A 16,357-nucleotide genomic window follows, 5' to 3' on the forward strand; every position below is an offset into this window, starting at 1 on the left:
CCGCTATGGCTGCGGCCTCTACTCACTATATGTACGTGTTGGAATGCGCCGATGGGTCGTTGTACACCGGCTATGCCGTGGATGTGCAGGCGCGGCTGGCGGTGCACAACGCCGGCAAGGGCGCGAAGTACACCCGCGCTCGTCTGCCCGTGAGCCTGCTCGCCTATGCCGAGTTCGCCACCAAGCACGATGCCATGCACGCAGAATACGTCTTCAAGCAGCTTTCCCGCAACGAAAAGGACGCCCTGCTCGCCGCCGCCTCCCACGCAACCTTCGAGGAGGCCCTGAAAAACGTGCTTACCTGACATGCCCGATGGGGCGACCTAAGAGAGGCAGCAAGTCACATCGCTTTCACGAATCTGGTGGCAAATGCCAGTTCGACCCCGAAATGGTAAGAGGGGGGAAGCCATTTCGGCTATGAAGTGGCACTTTCTGGCCATTTCGGCCTTCAACTGGCAGTGCGGTGCGCCACTTCGGGGTCGAACTGGCATCTGTCCCTTGAATTTCGAAGATGCCTAAGCTGACGGATGGCTTTGATCGGTTGGGCCGGAGGTTTGCTTGGGGCCCAGGTTCAGTTCCTCCAGGTAGCTGCTGGGCTCGATGTTGCAGGTGCGGACGCCGGAGCGGAGGCGGATGCGGGGGATGTGCAGGAGCAGGCGCTCGGCGGTTTCCAAATCGCAGCTTTCGAAGCTGGTGAAAAGGAGTCGTCGGGTGGTGCGTTGTTCGGCCAAAGTGATGGCGGCTCGGTCGGAGGCTTCCTGGCGGGCGCGGGCGCCGCCGACAACGACGCCGGGGTCGCACATATCGCGCGAGGGGATGAAGCCGTTCACGAAGCCGCCAAAGATGACCACCTCGAAAGTATGGCCGAAGAGGTCTTCGGGGGCGGCAATGGCGACGGCCGGAACGTCCGGGTCGGAGTTTCTTCCGCACGGCGCAGCATCCTTCCGTATAGAGGACGGCGCTGCTGCCGCGCTTTCTTCGCATGCTTCGCTGTGGCGAGCAGAGGAGAGGGACGTGACGCTTGCGGTGACCGCGGATGCAGAAGAGCTCTCCGCTGCCGAGTCGAGTGCGATGTCGGTTTCGGGTTGGTTCTCCTCGCTCTGCTCCCCGAGCAGTCGCTGGGCTACGCGGTAGGGGGCGAGCAGGCTTTGGGCGAAGGGGCTGGTTGCGGGAAGCCCGGGCAGGGTATCGGCATCCAAGGCCGCGAGGGCTTCCGCGAGGTTGAGGCCTTGGGGCTGCGCGACGCGCCGCAGCTCGGAGACGGCGGCGCTGCGGCCGAGGGCGTCGTCGAAGCTGAGCCACTGGCGCCACGCGATGGAGTCCCCGCAGGGGGAAGCCGACGGTTCGTTGTGGGACGCAATGCCGCTCATATCGGCACGAGCGCGGGCGCGGGATTCGCGCAAGCCGGTTGGTTGCACGATGTCGTCGCGAAGCTGCCTCAGAACGCGCTCGCGCTCGTCGTCGTTGGCGGGGACAAGATCGCCCTTGGGGGCTTTGAGGGCCGCATGTCCCAGTGACGCAGCGGGAATGCCCACCGATGCGAGGGCCCGTTGCAGGTTCGCGCGCCACGTGCGGTTCACGCATACAACGGCAATGGCGCCGGGGCTCGTGCCGCCGGCCAGCTCCTCGGCAATCGTGCGGGCGATAAGGCCCATCTCGCCGGCGAGGTCGGGAGCCGCCTCCCAGGCGCGGTCAAGGGCATGGAAGGGAGCCTCCAGCGTCACGCGTTGAAGAGGGGCGTGGGCCGCTTCGAATTCTTCGAAGCCCGTGGCGCAGGGGTAGGGCTCGAAGGCGGGAAGGGCGGCTTTCTCGCTTCCTGCCACGGCGATCTTACTCGTGGCCAGCAGGTTCACGAGGCGTTGGGAGGCGGGGCTCATGAGCAGGTAATCGTCGGCCAGCACGACGGGCGAGCCGAAGCGCTGGCGCAGCGTCGGTTCAACTTCCAAAGCGTGCACGGCCAGATTTACCACCTCGCCCGGCAGGATGGCGTCTTCGAAAGCGAGAATGTCGCGAGCCAGGTCGAGAATCGCCCGTTCTTCGGTGGTCTGAATCCAGTTAGGGTCGCCGTCGTTCAGGTTCGCAAGACCGCATTGCAGAAAGGCCCACAGCTCCCGTAGGCGCCGGCGTTTCAGGCCGCAGGTTTTCAGATCCTCGTAGAAAACGGCCTCCTCGGCGCGACTGAGCACGCGCCCGCCGCGACCGATGGCCCGCTGAGCGCGAGGATCGGCCAGAATGCGGCAAGCGTAATCGAAGGGCGTGGTTACTAGGCCCGTGCGCGGGCCGTGCTGACAAGCGGCGGGTTCGGCAAGCCCTACAGCCTCTACGGGCACGTTCGCCAGTCCGCGCTGCGAAAGGCGAAGTGCGGCGTCATCTGTTGTCACGGGCGACGCGCAGAAGAACAGCAATGGCGGCTGGGCGTCCGGAGTCGCGGGAGCCGCCTCGGCCCAGGCTACGGCACGTTCGACGAGCGTGCCCGTTTTGCCCGAGCGGGGATCGCCCGTGATGCAGAGCGCTTCAGTTGCTGTTGGCGATAGGGTCATAGGTAGCCTTCCGAACACGCTGGATGAGATGGTAGAAAGGGAAGCCCAGCAGTTCGAGGACATTGGGGAATCGAGACTGCCGGGCTCCCCCTGAACGGCCTTTCGCAGGGCGCAGGAAGGGGAGGCGCCTGATGCGGGGGCCGAAGCGGGGGGAGGGAGAGGGAAAGCTTCGGGAAAATGAGGAGTGCCGCATCGAAGGAGGAGGGGAAAGGCCGGTCAGGGAGAGGCTGGGCTGCGGTGCGATGGCCGTGCGGGTTGAAAGGCTTGCCTGCACGGTCGCCGCGCCCAGCTTCTTCCCAAGGAGAGGAGGCGGGCGTTACGAGAGAGCCTCGGATGGCTCGTCAAGGTCGAGGTCAGACCCGATGGCCGGTGTGCCGCTCGCCCCAGCCGGCGTTGGCTCCAGCGCCGGGGCGCCGGCTGTCTTGCGGGCGATAAGCGGGAAGCTGATGGCATGCCCGGGGCACACGTCGGCGCAGGCGCGGCAGCGGGTGCACTCGTTGAAGGTAGTGCCCAGCTCCGGATGGCGCGGGTTGATGCCCACCTCGCACACCTCGGCGCAACGCCCGCAGGTGGCACCATGGGAAGTCTCCAGGCACTTCGCATCGTCGATGGCCGGCTGGAACGTGCGATTGGCGCGACCGATGAGGCTCATGAACGACGAGATGGGGCACAGATGCGAGCACCATTTGCGGAAGAAGATCACCTCGGCGGCTATCAACACGGGAATGATGAGCACCGACCAGGTGACATCGCCGCCGCCGAACAGCGCGATAAGCAGAAACACCAGGGCGAACGAAAGGCCCACGGGGCACACGAGGCAAAACACCGGAAACCCGAAGATGGCCGCGGAAAGCAGGGTGCCGCCCAGGATGATGTGGCGCGAATCGGCCGGCTTGCGGTCGGCGCAGGAGGAGCATGCGCCTGCGCAGGAGGTTTTCAGGGCGCGCTTCTCGGCGCCGGAGGGGGGCGCGGCCTCCCCATCCCCCTTCTTGAAGATGCCGCGCAGCTTGCTCCACACGGGCACGGGGCATAGCCACCCGCAGAAGGCGCGCCCCAAAAGCAGGATGGCGGCCACAGCCAGCACGATGGAGATGACCGCTCGCGGCACGAGCATCTTGCTGGCGAGCATGGTGCCCAAGGCTCCGATCGGGCAAATGAGTGAAATAGATTCCCAGCCGAAGGCTGACAGGGTGCCCGCGCTGACGTGGGCGGCGTAGGCCACGCCGGCGGCGCCCAGCAGGGCCAGAGGGATGATGATGCGAAGTTTCTGACTCATGACGACTCCTTAGGCCTCGCTCTCGGGGACGACGATGATGGCGCGCGAGGTGGCGCCGGTGGTGTAGGAGCCCTCTTTCTGGGACACGCACACGCTCTGGCAGGCACCGCAGCCGTTGCAGTTGTCGGGCACGACGACGGGGCGACCGTTCTCGTCCAGCTCGATGGCCTCGTAAGGGCACGCGTCGTAGCAGAAGCGGCAGCCGTTGTTCTTGTCCCAGGCCAGGCACCATTCGCGAATGAGCACGGCCTTGCCGATGATGGTGGTTTCGGCGGTCGCGTCGGCGGGCAGCGCCAGCGCCTCGGTGGGGCAGGCCGCCACGCACAGCGGCACGCCGTCGTTCTCATCGGCGCAGAAGTCGCACCAGCTGTCGTTGAAGTTCGTCGTGGGGGTGCGCACGGAGACGATGCCGTCCTCGATGTGGGCCGGCCGCAGCGCGCCACGCGGGCAGGCTTCCACGCAGCGCTCGCAGCGAATGCACGACGCCACAAGCCGGTTCTCGTCCTGTCCTCCGGGCGGCCGCACCTGTGCCTCCGCGGGCACCAGCTTCAAGCCGCCCATGGCCAGAAGCACGCCGGCTCCTCCCACGCCCAGGGCGAAGGTGCGCCGGGACATGCCCGCGCCTTCTCGTTTCTTCTCGTCTCCCATGTCTTCTCCTCTACTTAGAGGGCCGGCGCGACGGGCGCGACCGGCCCGAACGCTAGTCCTCCGCGAGCAGCTCTTCCAGCACCTCGCGGTCGGTCTCTAAAAAGCCCTCCGTGAGGAAGGCGAGTCCCCGGTAGAAATCGGTCTTGGCAAACTTCTTCACCTCGGCGGTGAGCAGCGGCGCCCAGCTGGCCAGGTGCACATCGAGGAAGTTGTATTGCGTGCGCACCCATGACGCGGCTGTGTCGGTATCGCCCTGACAGAGCGCCTCTGCGGTGCGGTCGGAGAGAATCTGCAGGTACTCCAGCTCCAGGGCGATGTGATCCTCGCCCTCCTTCCAGCTCTCCTGCTTGGAAAGCCCGGCGGCGCGGTACAGCGCGAGCACCTCGTCGCGGGCGCTCTGCATGAGCAGGCGCTTCTCGCTGGAGTACACGCTTTCGAAGGGATAGGCCGCCGCGTGGCCCGAATAGCCGTGGCCGAAGAAGGTACGCATGTAGTCGGCGGCCAGCTCGGTCAAGGTGTTCTCCCAGATACCGGACAGGTAAGTGGCGATGAGGCGGTTGCCTTCGTCGCCGGCATCGGTGCCGGTCTCGACAGGCCATAGCGTGTCATGCAGCTCGTCGAGCAGCTCGGCGTCCACTTCCTTGGCATACAGCCGCGAGAGCAACCCGTAGGTGGCGCTGCGGTGCTTGAACAGCTCGATCAGTTCGGACGGCGCGAGAGCCGTCTCTTCCGGAATTTCCTCAGTCATGGCTCCTCCTTACCAGTTCACGCCATCGGTGAGAGTGGGTACATTGGCGCACGTCACGCCATCAACGGCTGGCACTTCGTAGTCGTCGATCACCTCGGCCAGCGCACCGGCCAGCGCCGCGCGGCCTGCATCGGTGGCGCGCCAGGCGCCGTCGGCCCAGACGAAGGCGCCGGCGCGCTCCAGGCTTTCCACGAAATGCTGCACGTAGAAGCGACGGTTCTCGGCGATGGCCGGATCGGTGTCGACGGCCACGGACATGAGCCCCATGGACGTGCCCTCTTCGGTGTCGGCCATGAGCAGAATGCGCTTGTACACGGGGAGGAACTCGGGCTCTTTGGCGAAGAGGCGCTCGATGCGCGCGGCGGGATCGTCCTCGGCGAGCACCGTGGCGCCCGCTTCGGTGGTCTGCCAGTACACCGGTGGCGGGGTGGTGGGGCGCCAGAAGGCGCGGCCGTCCACTTCCACCATCTCGGGTGCTCGCACCTCGTCGGTGTAGGGCTCGCCGGCATCGGTTACGCGCGCAAGACCGCCGGCCACTTCCAGCATGGTGCAGAAGTTGGAAGGCGTGTACACGGAGAACTTCCGCCCGCTGATGCGCTCGACGGTTTCCTTCATGGCACTGGTTGCCATCGGCGTCTCGCAGGCGGCCAGGATGCCCAGCAGCGTGGCGCGGTGCGGGCGCATCTGGGACAGAAGCTCGCGGGTTCGCTCCTCGGCGGGGCGGGCGGCATAGGTGGGATCGTCGGTGCGCACTGAGTTCTCGATGACGGGCACGCGATCGGGGTCGGGGGGCAGAAACTCGGTGCGCCCTTCCACGTTGGGCAGAAAGATCTCAGAGGAATCCAGCTCGGCGGGCTCGTTGCTGACGGCCCAGGTGTCCAGAGTCGGATCGAAGCTGAAGTTGAACGCGGACAAATCCGGTGTGCTCACGGGAGCTCCTTTCTAGTTCAGGCCGGCATCGCGCAGAAAGCGCTGGCTGCCGACCGTGGTTGGCCGTGCCGCTCCCATCTCGCTGATGAAGCGGGTGGGGGTCAGGCAGGCGAGGGAGATACCGTCGCGGGTGATCGTGCGGCGATAGGGCAGGCGAATCTGATCGGCTAGGGCAACGTCCGCCTGGGCAAAATAGGAGAGCACCACATGGGGCCGATCATCGGCGACAAGGTGGGCGAAGGCGGCGCGCTGCTCTTGTTGGACTGCGCGACTGGCCTCGTCGTCGCCCGTGGCCGCCGCCGTGGGCATAAGGCCCTCGGTGCAGCCGACGACGAACAGCCACTCAACGTTTCTCTCCGGGGTGCGGAAGTCGAAGATGACGGCGGCGCTGCCGCTCGGCACTTCGCCGGCCTCTGCGATGCTGGCGCGCACGCCCATGACCTTGCAGGCCTGGGCCAGCTGTACGGCCCAGGTGCGGTTCGGCACAGCGAAGCCGATTTGATGGGGCAGCACGGCGTGATCGCGCAGTAGCACGGCGGCTCCTGCGGCAATGCCGCGCACCTCATCGGCGGGGCTTTCCCACTTCACGAGGGCGTGCACGCCGCGTATCTCTTGGGGCTGCCGGGCCGCTGCGGGCGCGCCGTTGCGCGAGGCGGCCAGGTTGGCAGAAGCGTTCTCGGGTGCCATGGATATCTCCGCTAGTCGACGAAAGCCGCCGCGGCGCAATCGTAGGTGCGTGTTGCGCCATCGGTCCCAATGACGGCCCACAGGGTGTAATCGACGGGGAAGTCGAAGGGCTCTTCCTCTTCTTCCTCTTCGCGCTGGGGACGCGGCAGTGCCTCGGAGTCGGTGGGAGGCACGGCGGTGTTCTCGTAGCTCTTGGCGATGACGTCCTCGGCGAGAAGTTCCTCGCGGGTCTTCTCCGGCGCGCGCTCGGCCGCCTCGTCGGCAACGTCGCCAGCCGACGCATCCTCGTCGGTGTCGGGCTCTTCCAAAACCTCGGGATGCTCGGCTGCCCAGGCCTCCCAGGCGGTGTCGCGCTGGGCGTTCCATGATTCGGCGCAAGGCAGCTCCACGCGCACGGCCTCGGCGAAGGTGCCGTTGTTGCGCAGGTCGCGAGCGGCGGTGACCAGTTCGGCTACGGCCTCGTCGACATCTCCCGCGCCTTGGGGCCGCACGGCGACGGTGAAGGCTCCGGCGCCCAGTTCGATATCCAAGGTGTCGAAGTGCACTTCCGGATAGCCGATCTTGCGCTGGCGATCGTTGAACACCTTCATGTTGTTGCCGATCTTGCGCAGCATATTGCCGATCCAGGGCCCCACGATGGTCTCCCACCGCTCGTCGGCGCCTTCGTCGGCAGAGTTCAGATAAGAGTAGGTGCCCATGTTCACGATGAGGCGCGCCGTGTTGCGCACGGGGGCGTCCTCCGCGCTTTCGCACGCGTGGGTGCGAATAACGGGCGTGCCAATATGGGCGTAGCTCCGATTGATTTCGAGGATGGTCTGCTCGGCGGCGACGCGCTCATCCAGATCGAGCACGAGCGTCAGCGACGGTCTTAGCAGTGCCATGTTCCCTCCTTTTCTCTCGATTCCCCAATACGCCGAGAAGTTTAGGAGGGCTTTCATAGCCAGAATAATATGGCTCCTATGATTTCGCCTATGAAATGGCCTTTATGATGACGAAAACGCCAAGGGGGCTGTGCCTGGCAGCCTTTGTTCCGCCGCAGTTGGGACAAGGGTTGCGGGTCGCGGTTCCGGTCGACACGCATCGAGGACGCAAGGGGGAATCATGGCGAGCATCGACACTATGCTGGGACTCATCGGGAAGCTGGAAAGCCCGTACATCACCGTGCACCAAGAGCGGTGCGCGCTGGTGCGCAACCGCCACGCCGATTGCCTGCGCTGCGCCGAATCCTGCGCGTCGGGCTGCATTTCCTACGACGGCGAGGTGCTCACCGTGTCGCCCGAGAAGTGCATCGGCTGCGGCACCTGCGCCACGGTATGCCCCACCTGTGCTCTGGAGGCCCACCACCCGAGCGACGCCGCTCTTGCGGCGGCGGCCCGCGCATCGCGCGCGGCCAACGAGGGCGTGGCCTATCTCGGTTGCGGCGAGCTTTTGGAGCGGGCGCGCGGCCGCTACGATGAAGAGAAGATCGCGCGTGTGGAATGTCTCGGCCGCGTGGACGAGGCGCTTCTGGCCGATCTTGCCGTGGAAGGTGCGCGCGAGGTGGTGCTCATCCACGGCGATTGCGAGCGCTGCGAGCACAAGAGGGGCCGCGCGTGCGCCGAGGCGGTGGTGGAAACCGCTGAGAAGCTGCTGGAAATTTGGGGCTCGCCCATGACCGTGCGCTTCTCGGGCAAGCTGCCGGCCTCGGCCAAGAAGATGGCCGATCACGACAGCGGCCGCCGCGCCGTGCTCGCGGAAAGCGCCGCGTTGGCCGCTCGTGCCGGGGCAGTCGTAGCGGAAACGGCGGTGGCCGAGGTGCTGGGCGACGCCGGCAACGCGGATGCTGGGGCCGCGCCGGCGGCCGATGCTCGCGATGTGGGCCGCTACCTTAAAGTAATGGACGACGGCACCCTGCCGCATTTCATCCCCGACCGTCGCGAGCGCCTGCTCGACAGCCTGGCGGCCTTGGGCGAGCCGGAGGATGTCATGGTGGACACGCGCCTGTGGGGCCACGTCGTCATCGACACCGATGCGTGCGCCTCCTGCCAGATGTGCGCCGTGTTCTGCCCCACCGGCGCTCTAGCGAAGTTCACCGACGCCGACGGCACCTTCGGCGTGGAGCACCGCCCGAGCGACTGCGTGAAATGCCGCAGCTGCGAGGCCATCTGCCCGGCGCATGCCATCGAAATCTCCGAGGAGATCTTCGCCGTGGATCTCATGGGCGGCGTCACCGACCGCTACGTCATGCGCCCCCGCGCCGTGCAGCACGACACCCCCCACACTATCTGGCACAAAGCCCAAACCATGATGAAAACCGACCAAGTCTACGAGCGCTAATCCACCACCATGGATTCCACCAGATCGATGAGCTCGTGCTGGGAATGCACGTCCAGCTTGCGGTAGATGTGGCGCATGTGGGTGTTGGCCGTGCCGGCGGAGATGTAAAGCGCCTCCTGGATGGCGGCGGAATTGCGGCCCTTCGCCAGCAGGAACAGCACCTCGGTTTCCTTGCGCGACAGCAAGAAGGTGTCGGCCACGGCGGCGCACTTGCGCTTGAAGCGTCCGGCCTTCTGCTCGGGAGATTCTTGGGCGGCGGGAATCGCTCCTTCCGGAATCGCGTTCGGCGCAGAAGAAACAGTTGGTTTATCGGATGGCATGGGAGCGATAGCTTCTTCGATTGAGGGCTCGTTGGCGGCGCCTTCCCCGCTCATCAGCTCTTCCAAGTCGGTCTGGTCATCCAGCAGAGGGCAGAAGCGCCCGCGGATGAGCGTGCTGCGCATCTCGGCGCCGTTGGGCAGCGTTGCAACGCCGAGGGTCAGCGCGATGAGCCCGACCAAAGCCAGCATCATCGGTTCGGCCGACACCGCTTCCAAAAGACCCCCTGGTTGCAGCATGAGGAAACCGGCGAGGGAGCCGGCGGACAGAAGGCCGTGGCCGAAGCCGAAGGTGGTAAAGGCGCTCACACGGTAGCTCTGGGCGATGTCGGCGTACATGACCCACAGGCACGCTTTCAGCATGAAGTAGGAGCCGAACAGGGCGAAGCAGCGGAAGGTTCCGTCGGTGCCATAGGGGGTGCACAGCGTCACGAGCAATACGGCGATGAGCGGCACGAGCACGCGGAAGGCGAAGTTGCGCGACTTGCGCAGCGTGAGCATGGCCATGATGAGGGCTGCGCAAGCGAACAGGCTCGCCGCGAAGGTTGAGAACGCGAACGTGTTCTCCGCGCTGCCTTCGGACAGAAGCACGTCCAGCAGCGGCCCGGTGAGCGCGCAGCAGCGCAGGATGCCCAAAAGCACGCCGAAGATGATCGAGGGAACACCCAAGCGCGCTGCGAAGGAAGCGGTGCGCACGGGCATCGTCAGGAAGGCGAACTCCAGCTTGTCCACCAGATCGGCGGAGCACTTGTTCAGGCAGAGCAGCTCCGCGAAGGGCAATACCAGACAGAGGAGGGCGCCGACGGGCGCAACGACCGAGCTCACGATAAGCGTCAAGGTGAACACGAGGGCGCTGACCACGATGGAAAGCGCCGTGCACAGGGCAATCGTGGGCAGGTCGCATACGCTGGAGGAAACGCCGAAGCTCATGAGCAGCATAGCCGAGCCCACGCCGCTCGCTATGCCTGCCGCCACGAAGAGAAGTGCGGCCAAAGGCCCCGTCGGCACCGCGTTTCCCGCCATGCACAAAAGCGTCGCGCAGGCCACGAGACCTGCCGCAATCACGCGGTTGCGACGGATGTGCTCGGGCGTGTCGAAGAGCTGGCGAGCCTGCTTCAGAAACACGGCATACAGCAGTAAAGCCACGGCGTGGAAGATGCCGGAGGTGGCGGAGAGCAGCAACTGCATGGAATCCGCTTCGGGGAAGAGGATGTACTGCCCGTTGAACATGAAGAGATAGACCCAGGCCCAATGCAGTCCGAATCCCACGATAAGCGCCGGCGATGCTTTCCCCGGCGCTCCGGTCTCCTCCTCGCGGTATTCCACTTCAACTTTGATATGCGGCAGCTTCATGGTTCCCCTATTCCAGCTCAGTGCACGACAAAGCGGCCGGCGTGGCGGCCCCTTGCTTTTCGTTCATGTAGCTGCTCCCCCGTATGTCCGCAGCAGAATTATGTCCTGCGATGATAACACAGAGTCAGCGGCAGACGTGAAAAATCGCGCGGACGCGGGGCTGTTTTGGAAAATCCCCAGGTCATTTCCTCTCATATGACCCTCTTCTCCCAGAATAATAGTCCCAAATCATAAGCCTCCTATGAAGGGGGACGATGGGCGCCTCCGTAGAATTGCGCCCGTAAGGCACCGTCCTGTCAGCGTCCCGGGGAAACCGGCGAAGGCGTGGAGGTGGCGGGCGCAGCGCACAGCGCCAGCCTTCCGCCCCGTCGGGGGACAAGCCGCTTGCTTTGTCGGTGCAAGAGAGAAACGGCAAAGGATGTAGGAAAGAGAGAGGTGGGATTTTATGGCACAGCTAACCATGTCGCGTCGCAACTTCATAAAGACGATGGCTATCACCGGTGCGGCTGCAGCAGTAAGTTCCTCGGCGGTCGCGCCCATGCGAGCTCTCGCCGAAGATGCCAACGCAACCGCTGGCGAGCTGAAGCACGTGCGCACGTGCTGCCGTGCTTGCGGCAAGGTGGAGTGCGGCGTCTGGGTGACGGTGCAGGACGGCAAGGCCATCAAGGTCGAAGGCGACGAGTCGGCGCCCCAGAGCCGCGGTCATTGCTGCGCGAAGTCGCAGTCTTCCATGCACGCGGCCTATCATCCCGATCGTCTGCGCTACCCCGTGAAGCGCACGAACCCCAAGGGCTCGGACGATCCCGGTTGGGTGCGCATCACGCTGGACGAGGCGTTCGAGCTGTCGGGCCAGGGCCTGGGCGAGGTCGTCGACAAGTACGGCGGACAGTCCATCTTCGTTATGTGCGGCACGTCGCGCGTGTGGTCGCTTGGCCCTTATCAGGGCATGAAGCAGCTGTTCGGCACGCCGAACGCGCACTTGGCCTACCAGGTCTGCAAGGGCCCGCGTCACTGGGCCGGCATCATGACCGACGAGATGGGCTCCCCCTGGATGGAAGTGGAGGCCGAGCCGAAGGTGTACCTGCAGTGGGGCACCGCGGTGGAGTACTCCAACTACGACACCACCAACCGCACCATTTCGGACGTGGCCCCGCACGCGACGGCGCACATCTGCGTCGATCCGCGCGTGACGCCGCTTTCTAAGGAAGCCGATATCTGGCTGCCGCTGCGCCCCGGCACCGACGGCGCGCTGGCGCTCGGCTGGTTCAACTGGATCATCGAGAACGAGGCCTACGACGACACCATGGTGCGCCGCTGGTCTAACGCTCCGTTCCTCTTCTGCGACGACAAGCCCTGGAAGACCGAGGGCTGGCTTGTGGAGGGCAACGGCGGCATCAACATGCGCACGAAGCTCATTACCGAGGCCGACATCATCGAGGGCGGCAAGTACCAGCGCTTCATGGTGTGGGACGAGAACAACAACCGCCTGACCTACTGGGATGCCGAAGAGGGCAAGTGGGAAGGCGAGATGCACAAGATCCCGACCACGGGCTCCTTCATCGAGCATCCGCTCGAGGGCCTCGTGGCTCCCGGCTGGCTGCCCGACCCGTCGGTGTGGTGCGATCCGGCCGACGCCAAGTTCGACGCCTATTGGGACGAGGGCAACGAGAAGGGCAAGGTCACGAACCCGGCCGGCCTGCCCAAGAAGCCCGCGCTGTTCCCCGGCGAGGTGGCCGTTACCTTGAAGGACGGCAAGACCTACCAGTGCCGCACCGTGTGGGATGGCTTCCACGACCTCACCAGCCAGTACACCTGGGACAAGGTGGAGGAGATCACCGGCGTGCCCGGCGAGAAGGCCGAAGAGGCCGTGCGTGTGTGGACGACCCGCGTCGATCCGCGCCACGGCAACGGCGGCATCCACTTCCAGCTGGCCACCGACCAGAACGGCAACTCCATCCAGAACTGCCGCGTGCTGCAGATGCTCTCCTGCGTGACGGGCAATTCCGACGAGCCCGCCGGCAACCGCGGCTCCTGCAAGAGCCAGTTCGACGGCAACCCGGGCCGCTCCAACATGCAGAAGGCGGCACCCTGGGGCGATGCTGCGAAGGTGTGGCCGGGCCGCGACTACTCGCTGGAGGAAGTTGCCAAGCACATGCAGGACTTCGTGCAGTACCTCATCGATGAGAACTCCCCGCTCGCTGAGCGCTACGGCAACAAGGTGCCCTCCGATGAAGAGGCCATCGTCATCGCCAAGCGCATGGGCGGCGCCATGCTTCCCTCCCAGGGTTGGCCGAACCCGACGACCATCTTCATGCGCCAGGCCGGCCAGGTGGACGCCGATCGCTTCCCGCTCAACCGCTTCTGGGCTCGCTGGGCCGACGCGAACTGCATCTGGGACGCCTGTCTGCAGGATCCCGATTGGTCGCTGGCCATGGAGAACGAGAACAAGGAAGTGGGCTACAACGTCAAGGAGACTCTGTACGCCCTGCACGGCGGCGTGTGCCAGTCTGGCGACATCATGAACATGGGCAACATCGCCCGCGCCTGGGATGCCACCACGCAGCTCGACTTCTTCGTCGACATCAACCTGTGGTTCTGCCCCAACAACGGCAACGCCGACATCATCTTCCCCTGCCAGCACTGGATGGAACTCGACTCCACCCGCGTCTCCCAGGGCTCCGGCGGCATGTTCGGTTGCTGCTGCGCGGCCATCGAGCCTCCGGGAGAGACCATCTACGATCCCGACTGGAACGTGGGCATGTACAAGGCCATGGGCGTGCCGTGGAACACGAAGGACCCGGACGCTGCGCCGGCCGAGAACCTCAACTACGCGCCGCAGTGCCAGACCTTCATCGACAAGTGGACCGAGCAGCTGGGCGACGACTACGACGCCTCCGGCGCGCCGAGCTACCTGTGGCCCGACCACGATCGCGTGCTGAAGGACAACGTGGACAAGTGGTGCACCGCCGAGTTCCCCGAAGGTCCCACCTGGGCCGAGGCCAAACAGTGGTTCACCGATCACGGTTGGATGGACTGCCGCGAGTGGCATCCCGAGCGCTGGGGCACCTTCCGCCGCCACGAGATGGGCTGGCGTCGTCAGCAGGGCGGCTTCAACCTGTTCCCGCTCGTGGACTTCCATCCCGGCTTCATGACCGCTTCCGGTTTGGTGGAGATCTGGTCGCTCGTGTGCGAGGCCTACATCTGCAACATGGGCGAGGTGCCGGAGGACTCCGACAAGTGGGCGCACTCCGACCTGCCGCAGTTCCAGGGCGACGACGACCGCTTCCCGATCTACCGCGAGCCCACCGACTCGCCGGTGGCCAAGCCCGAGCTGTACGATGCTGCGCTCGTCGACCAGGCCGATGACACTTACTTCATGAACCATGGCTACAAGGACACCCTGAAGGCCATGCCCGACAACATCTTCCTGATGACCACGGGCTCCCGTCAGCCCACCTACTTCCACTCCGAGCATCGCCAGCTGCCCTGGTGCCGCGAGGTGTGGCCGTCTCCCCGCATCGAGATGAACCCGAAGGACGCCGAGCGCCTCGGCCTCAAGCAGGGCGACTGGGTGTGGATCGAGACGCCGTGGGGCAAGGTCCGCGAGGTGCTCGATTTGTACTACGGCATCTCCCAGGGCGTAGTGAATGCCAACCATGCCTGGTGGTTCCCCGAGTTCGACACCGCCTCTCACGGCTTCGAGCTGGTGGGCATCAACGTGGTGAACGACCCCTACGGCCAGGACACCGTCGGCGGCTGCGCCACGATGCGCTCCACCCCGACCATCGTGTACAAGGCCACGGCCGAGAATTCCCCGTTCGGCAATCCGGTTCCGTGTGATCCGAATGGCGTCGAATGTATCCATGATGCCTCCGACCCGCGCCTGCGCGAGTGGGTGCCCACGGGCAAGGGCGTGCGCGCCCGCTTCGAAGGCGAACCCGAGTGGGATGGGAGCGTGATGTAAGATGGCTCGCTACGCTATCGTTACCGACCTGAACCGTTGCGTGGGCTGCCAGGCCTGCTCGGCGGCCTGCAAGACCATCAACGGCGTTATGCCCGGCGATTTCTGGATCAAGACGCTGCGCATCGGCCCCACCCCCAAAGAGGGCGGTTCCGGCGACTGGCCTGATGTGGAGATGTACTTCCTCCCCATCCAGTGCCAGCACTGCGAAGACCCCGAGTGTGTGAAGGTGTGCCCGACCCAGGCGTCGCACGTGACCGAGGACGGCACGGTGCAGATTGACAAGGACAAGTGCATCGGCTGCCAGTTCTGCGCCATGGCCTGCCCCTACGGCGTGCGCTACCTGAACGAGGAGGAGCGCGTCGTCGAGAAGTGCACGCTCTGCCAGCAGCGTACCGCCCAGGGCGAGCTGCCCCAGTGCGTGGCCCAGTGCGGCAGCCGCGCCCGCTTCTTCGGCGACTTGGACGAGGGCTTGGAGTCCTTCCAGGCCTTGGCGCCCACCCACGATCTGGCGACTCCCTACGAGGAGATGATGCAGAACCGCACGACGCTCGGAGAGTGGGTCGAGCCCTTCACCGAGGCCGATGTGTACCATCTGACCGACACGGGTAACGGCCCGAAGCATTGCTACATCTTGCGCAACCGCAAGTGGCAAGGGGAGGAGTAGATTATGGAATTACAATGGCCCCTTATTCTGTTCACGACGCTGCTCGCGTGGGCGGCGGGCGTGTTCGGCGCGCAGTGCCTCTACGCGCTGCGCGGAAAGGGCGGCCGCGCCCAGATGCCGGCGCTCATCGCCTCGGCCGCGCTTCTGGTCGTGGGCGGCATCGCGGTGTTCTTCCATCTGGAGCACTGGGAGCGCATCTTCAACGGCTTCGGGCACCTCACGAGCGGCATCACCCAGGAGCTCATCGCCATTGTGGTGCTCGCCGTCGTCATGGTCGTCTACTTCGTGTACCTGCGCCGCGCGGGTGACGAGGCGCGCGTGCCGGCGTGGCTTTCCGCCATCGGCATCGTCGTGGCGGCGATTCTCGTCATCGTCATGGGCCACTCCTACATGATGGCCTCGCTGCCCGCCTGGGACTCCGTGCTGCAGATCGCCTCGCTGCTCGGCGCGGCCTGCGGCTTCGGCCCGGCCACCATGGCGCTCATCTGCGCCGTGCGCGACGAGGCGTCCGACCTCGATGCGAAGGCGAACCTCATCGGCCAGGCCGTGAACGTGGTGCTCGTGGTGGCCTATCTCGTCGCCATGCAGGCGACGGTGGGCGCCTACACCCAGGTGGACTTCTGGTTCGACCCGACCCAGCCCACCATGGACATCGCCCCGACGGGCGCCACCGAGCCCTTCTCCGGCGCCTCGCTGCCCTTCTCGGTCGTCGCGCTCATCGCCGCGGCATGCGGCGTGGCCGGCGCCTTCGTCGGCAAGGCGAAGAAGGATTGGAAGGTGTGGGGCGCGGTCTGCGTGGCCTGCGTGCTCGTGAGCGCGCTCGCCCTGCGCGTCGTGTTCTACATGACCGGCATCAGCATCTACCCGTTCTTCTAATCAGTTCGGGAAAGACGCTCTAAGCAGGAAGGCCTCCC

Annotated in this window: 13 protein-coding genes; 5 read left to right on the plus strand and 8 right to left on the minus strand. The window is 65.4% G+C overall.

Annotated elements, in window-relative coordinates:
• Positions 1-5: 5 nt before the first annotated feature.
• The gene (locus ACYVRU_RS04940) at positions 6-305 is read left to right on the plus strand and encodes a GIY-YIG nuclease family protein (protein ID WP_302404181.1); all 300 of its coding nucleotides are present in this window, start codon (positions 6-8) and stop codon (positions 303-305) included.
• A gap of 210 nt (positions 306-515) precedes the next feature.
• On the opposite strand, the gene ACYVRU_RS04945 is transcribed toward ACYVRU_RS04940, so the two are convergent.
• The 7 genes from ACYVRU_RS04945 to ACYVRU_RS04975 all read right to left on the minus strand — a co-directional run bounded on the left by ACYVRU_RS04945 (position 516) and on the right by ACYVRU_RS04975 (position 7,710).
• The gene (locus ACYVRU_RS04945) at positions 516-2,540 is read right to left on the minus strand and encodes a hypothetical protein (protein ID WP_278571951.1); all 2,025 of its coding nucleotides are present in this window, start codon (positions 2,538-2,540) and stop codon (positions 516-518) included.
• A 316-nt stretch (positions 2,541-2,856) separates the two neighbouring features.
• Entirely contained in the window at positions 2,857-3,816 is a 960-nt protein-coding gene (locus ACYVRU_RS04950) for a 4Fe-4S binding protein (protein ID WP_117283723.1), read from the minus strand.
• Between the two features lie 9 nt (positions 3,817-3,825).
• On the minus strand, positions 3,826-4,464 hold the full coding sequence (locus tag ACYVRU_RS04955) for a 4Fe-4S dicluster domain-containing protein (RefSeq protein WP_302404179.1): 639 nt from the start codon (positions 4,462-4,464) through the stop codon (positions 3,826-3,828).
• Between the two features lie 52 nt (positions 4,465-4,516).
• Positions 4,517-5,212 carry a TorD/DmsD family molecular chaperone gene (locus ACYVRU_RS04960; protein WP_461185778.1) on the minus strand — a complete coding sequence of 232 codons (696 nt, stop codon included), beginning with the start codon at positions 5,210-5,212 and terminating at the stop codon, positions 4,517-4,519.
• Positions 5,213-5,221: 9 nt separating this feature from the next.
• Positions 5,222-6,142 (minus strand): hypothetical protein, encoded by a 921-nt coding sequence (locus ACYVRU_RS04965; RefSeq protein WP_302404177.1) that lies wholly within the window; start codon positions 6,140-6,142, stop codon positions 5,222-5,224.
• A 12-nt stretch (positions 6,143-6,154) separates the two neighbouring features.
• Complete coding sequence (locus ACYVRU_RS04970) at positions 6,155-6,829, minus strand: hypothetical protein (protein ID WP_302404176.1); 675 nt, start codon at positions 6,827-6,829, stop codon at positions 6,155-6,157.
• A gap of 11 nt (positions 6,830-6,840) precedes the next feature.
• Positions 6,841-7,710, minus strand: a complete 870-nt coding sequence (locus ACYVRU_RS04975) for a hypothetical protein (protein WP_302404175.1) — start codon at positions 7,708-7,710, stop codon at positions 6,841-6,843.
• A 220-nt stretch (positions 7,711-7,930) separates the two neighbouring features.
• On the opposite strand from ACYVRU_RS04975, the gene ACYVRU_RS04980 reads away from it, so the two are divergent.
• The gene (locus tag ACYVRU_RS04980; protein WP_302404174.1) at positions 7,931-9,145 is read left to right on the plus strand and encodes a 4Fe-4S binding protein; all 1,215 of its coding nucleotides are present in this window, start codon (positions 7,931-7,933) and stop codon (positions 9,143-9,145) included.
• Here the strand turns inward: ACYVRU_RS04980 and ACYVRU_RS04985 are convergent.
• The gene (locus tag ACYVRU_RS04985) at positions 9,142-10,815 is read right to left on the minus strand and encodes a response regulator transcription factor (protein ID WP_461185779.1); all 1,674 of its coding nucleotides are present in this window, start codon (positions 10,813-10,815) and stop codon (positions 9,142-9,144) included. The genes ACYVRU_RS04980 and ACYVRU_RS04985 overlap by 4 nt on opposite strands.
• Before the next feature lie 445 nt (positions 10,816-11,260).
• Here ACYVRU_RS04985 and ACYVRU_RS04990 point away from each other — a divergent pair, with 445 nt between their 5' ends.
• The 3 genes from ACYVRU_RS04990 to ACYVRU_RS05000 are packed head-to-tail and all read left to right on the plus strand — an operon-like array spanning position 11,261 to position 16,319.
• Complete coding sequence (locus ACYVRU_RS04990; RefSeq protein WP_302404172.1) at positions 11,261-14,779, plus strand: molybdopterin dinucleotide binding domain-containing protein; 3,519 nt, start codon at positions 11,261-11,263, stop codon at positions 14,777-14,779.
• Position 14,780: 1 nt separating this feature from the next.
• On the plus strand, positions 14,781-15,443 hold the full coding sequence (locus ACYVRU_RS04995; RefSeq protein WP_114538615.1) for a 4Fe-4S dicluster domain-containing protein: 663 nt from the start codon (positions 14,781-14,783) through the stop codon (positions 15,441-15,443).
• A gap of 3 nt (positions 15,444-15,446) precedes the next feature.
• Positions 15,447-16,319 carry a dimethyl sulfoxide reductase anchor subunit family protein gene (locus ACYVRU_RS05000; RefSeq protein WP_461185780.1) on the plus strand — a complete coding sequence of 291 codons (873 nt, stop codon included), beginning with the start codon at positions 15,447-15,449 and terminating at the stop codon, positions 16,317-16,319.
• The last annotated feature ends 38 nt before the right edge of the window (positions 16,320-16,357 follow it).

This window comes from Adlercreutzia sp. CNCM I-6216 (assembly GCF_977113345.1).

What these genes read in the sequence shown, in the direction of transcription:
- ACYVRU_RS04940 (WP_302404181.1), top strand. Translation starts at nt 6, where the DNA reads ATGGCTGCGGCCTCTACTCACTATATGTACGTGTTGGAATGCGCCGAT.
- ACYVRU_RS04945 (WP_278571951.1), bottom strand. Translation starts at nt 2,540, where the DNA reads ATGACCCTATCGCCAACAGCAACTGAAGCGCTCTGCATCACGGGCGAT.
- ACYVRU_RS04950 (WP_117283723.1), bottom strand. Translation starts at nt 3,816, where the DNA reads ATGAGTCAGAAACTTCGCATCATCATCCCTCTGGCCCTGCTGGGCGCC.
- ACYVRU_RS04955 (WP_302404179.1), bottom strand. Translation starts at nt 4,464, where the DNA reads ATGGGAGACGAGAAGAAACGAGAAGGCGCGGGCATGTCCCGGCGCACC.
- ACYVRU_RS04960 (WP_461185778.1), bottom strand. Translation starts at nt 5,212, where the DNA reads ATGACTGAGGAAATTCCGGAAGAGACGGCTCTCGCGCCGTCCGAACTG.
- ACYVRU_RS04970 (WP_302404176.1), bottom strand. Translation starts at nt 6,829, where the DNA reads ATGGCACCCGAGAACGCTTCTGCCAACCTGGCCGCCTCGCGCAACGGC.
- ACYVRU_RS04975 (WP_302404175.1), bottom strand. Translation starts at nt 7,710, where the DNA reads ATGGCACTGCTAAGACCGTCGCTGACGCTCGTGCTCGATCTGGATGAG.
- ACYVRU_RS04980 (WP_302404174.1), top strand. Translation starts at nt 7,931, where the DNA reads ATGGCGAGCATCGACACTATGCTGGGACTCATCGGGAAGCTGGAAAGC.
- ACYVRU_RS04985 (WP_461185779.1), bottom strand. Translation starts at nt 10,815, where the DNA reads ATGAAGCTGCCGCATATCAAAGTTGAAGTGGAATACCGCGAGGAGGAG.
- ACYVRU_RS04990 (WP_302404172.1), top strand. Translation starts at nt 11,261, where the DNA reads ATGGCACAGCTAACCATGTCGCGTCGCAACTTCATAAAGACGATGGCT.
- ACYVRU_RS04995 (WP_114538615.1), top strand. Translation starts at nt 14,781, where the DNA reads ATGGCTCGCTACGCTATCGTTACCGACCTGAACCGTTGCGTGGGCTGC.
- ACYVRU_RS05000 (WP_461185780.1), top strand. Translation starts at nt 15,447, where the DNA reads ATGGAATTACAATGGCCCCTTATTCTGTTCACGACGCTGCTCGCGTGG.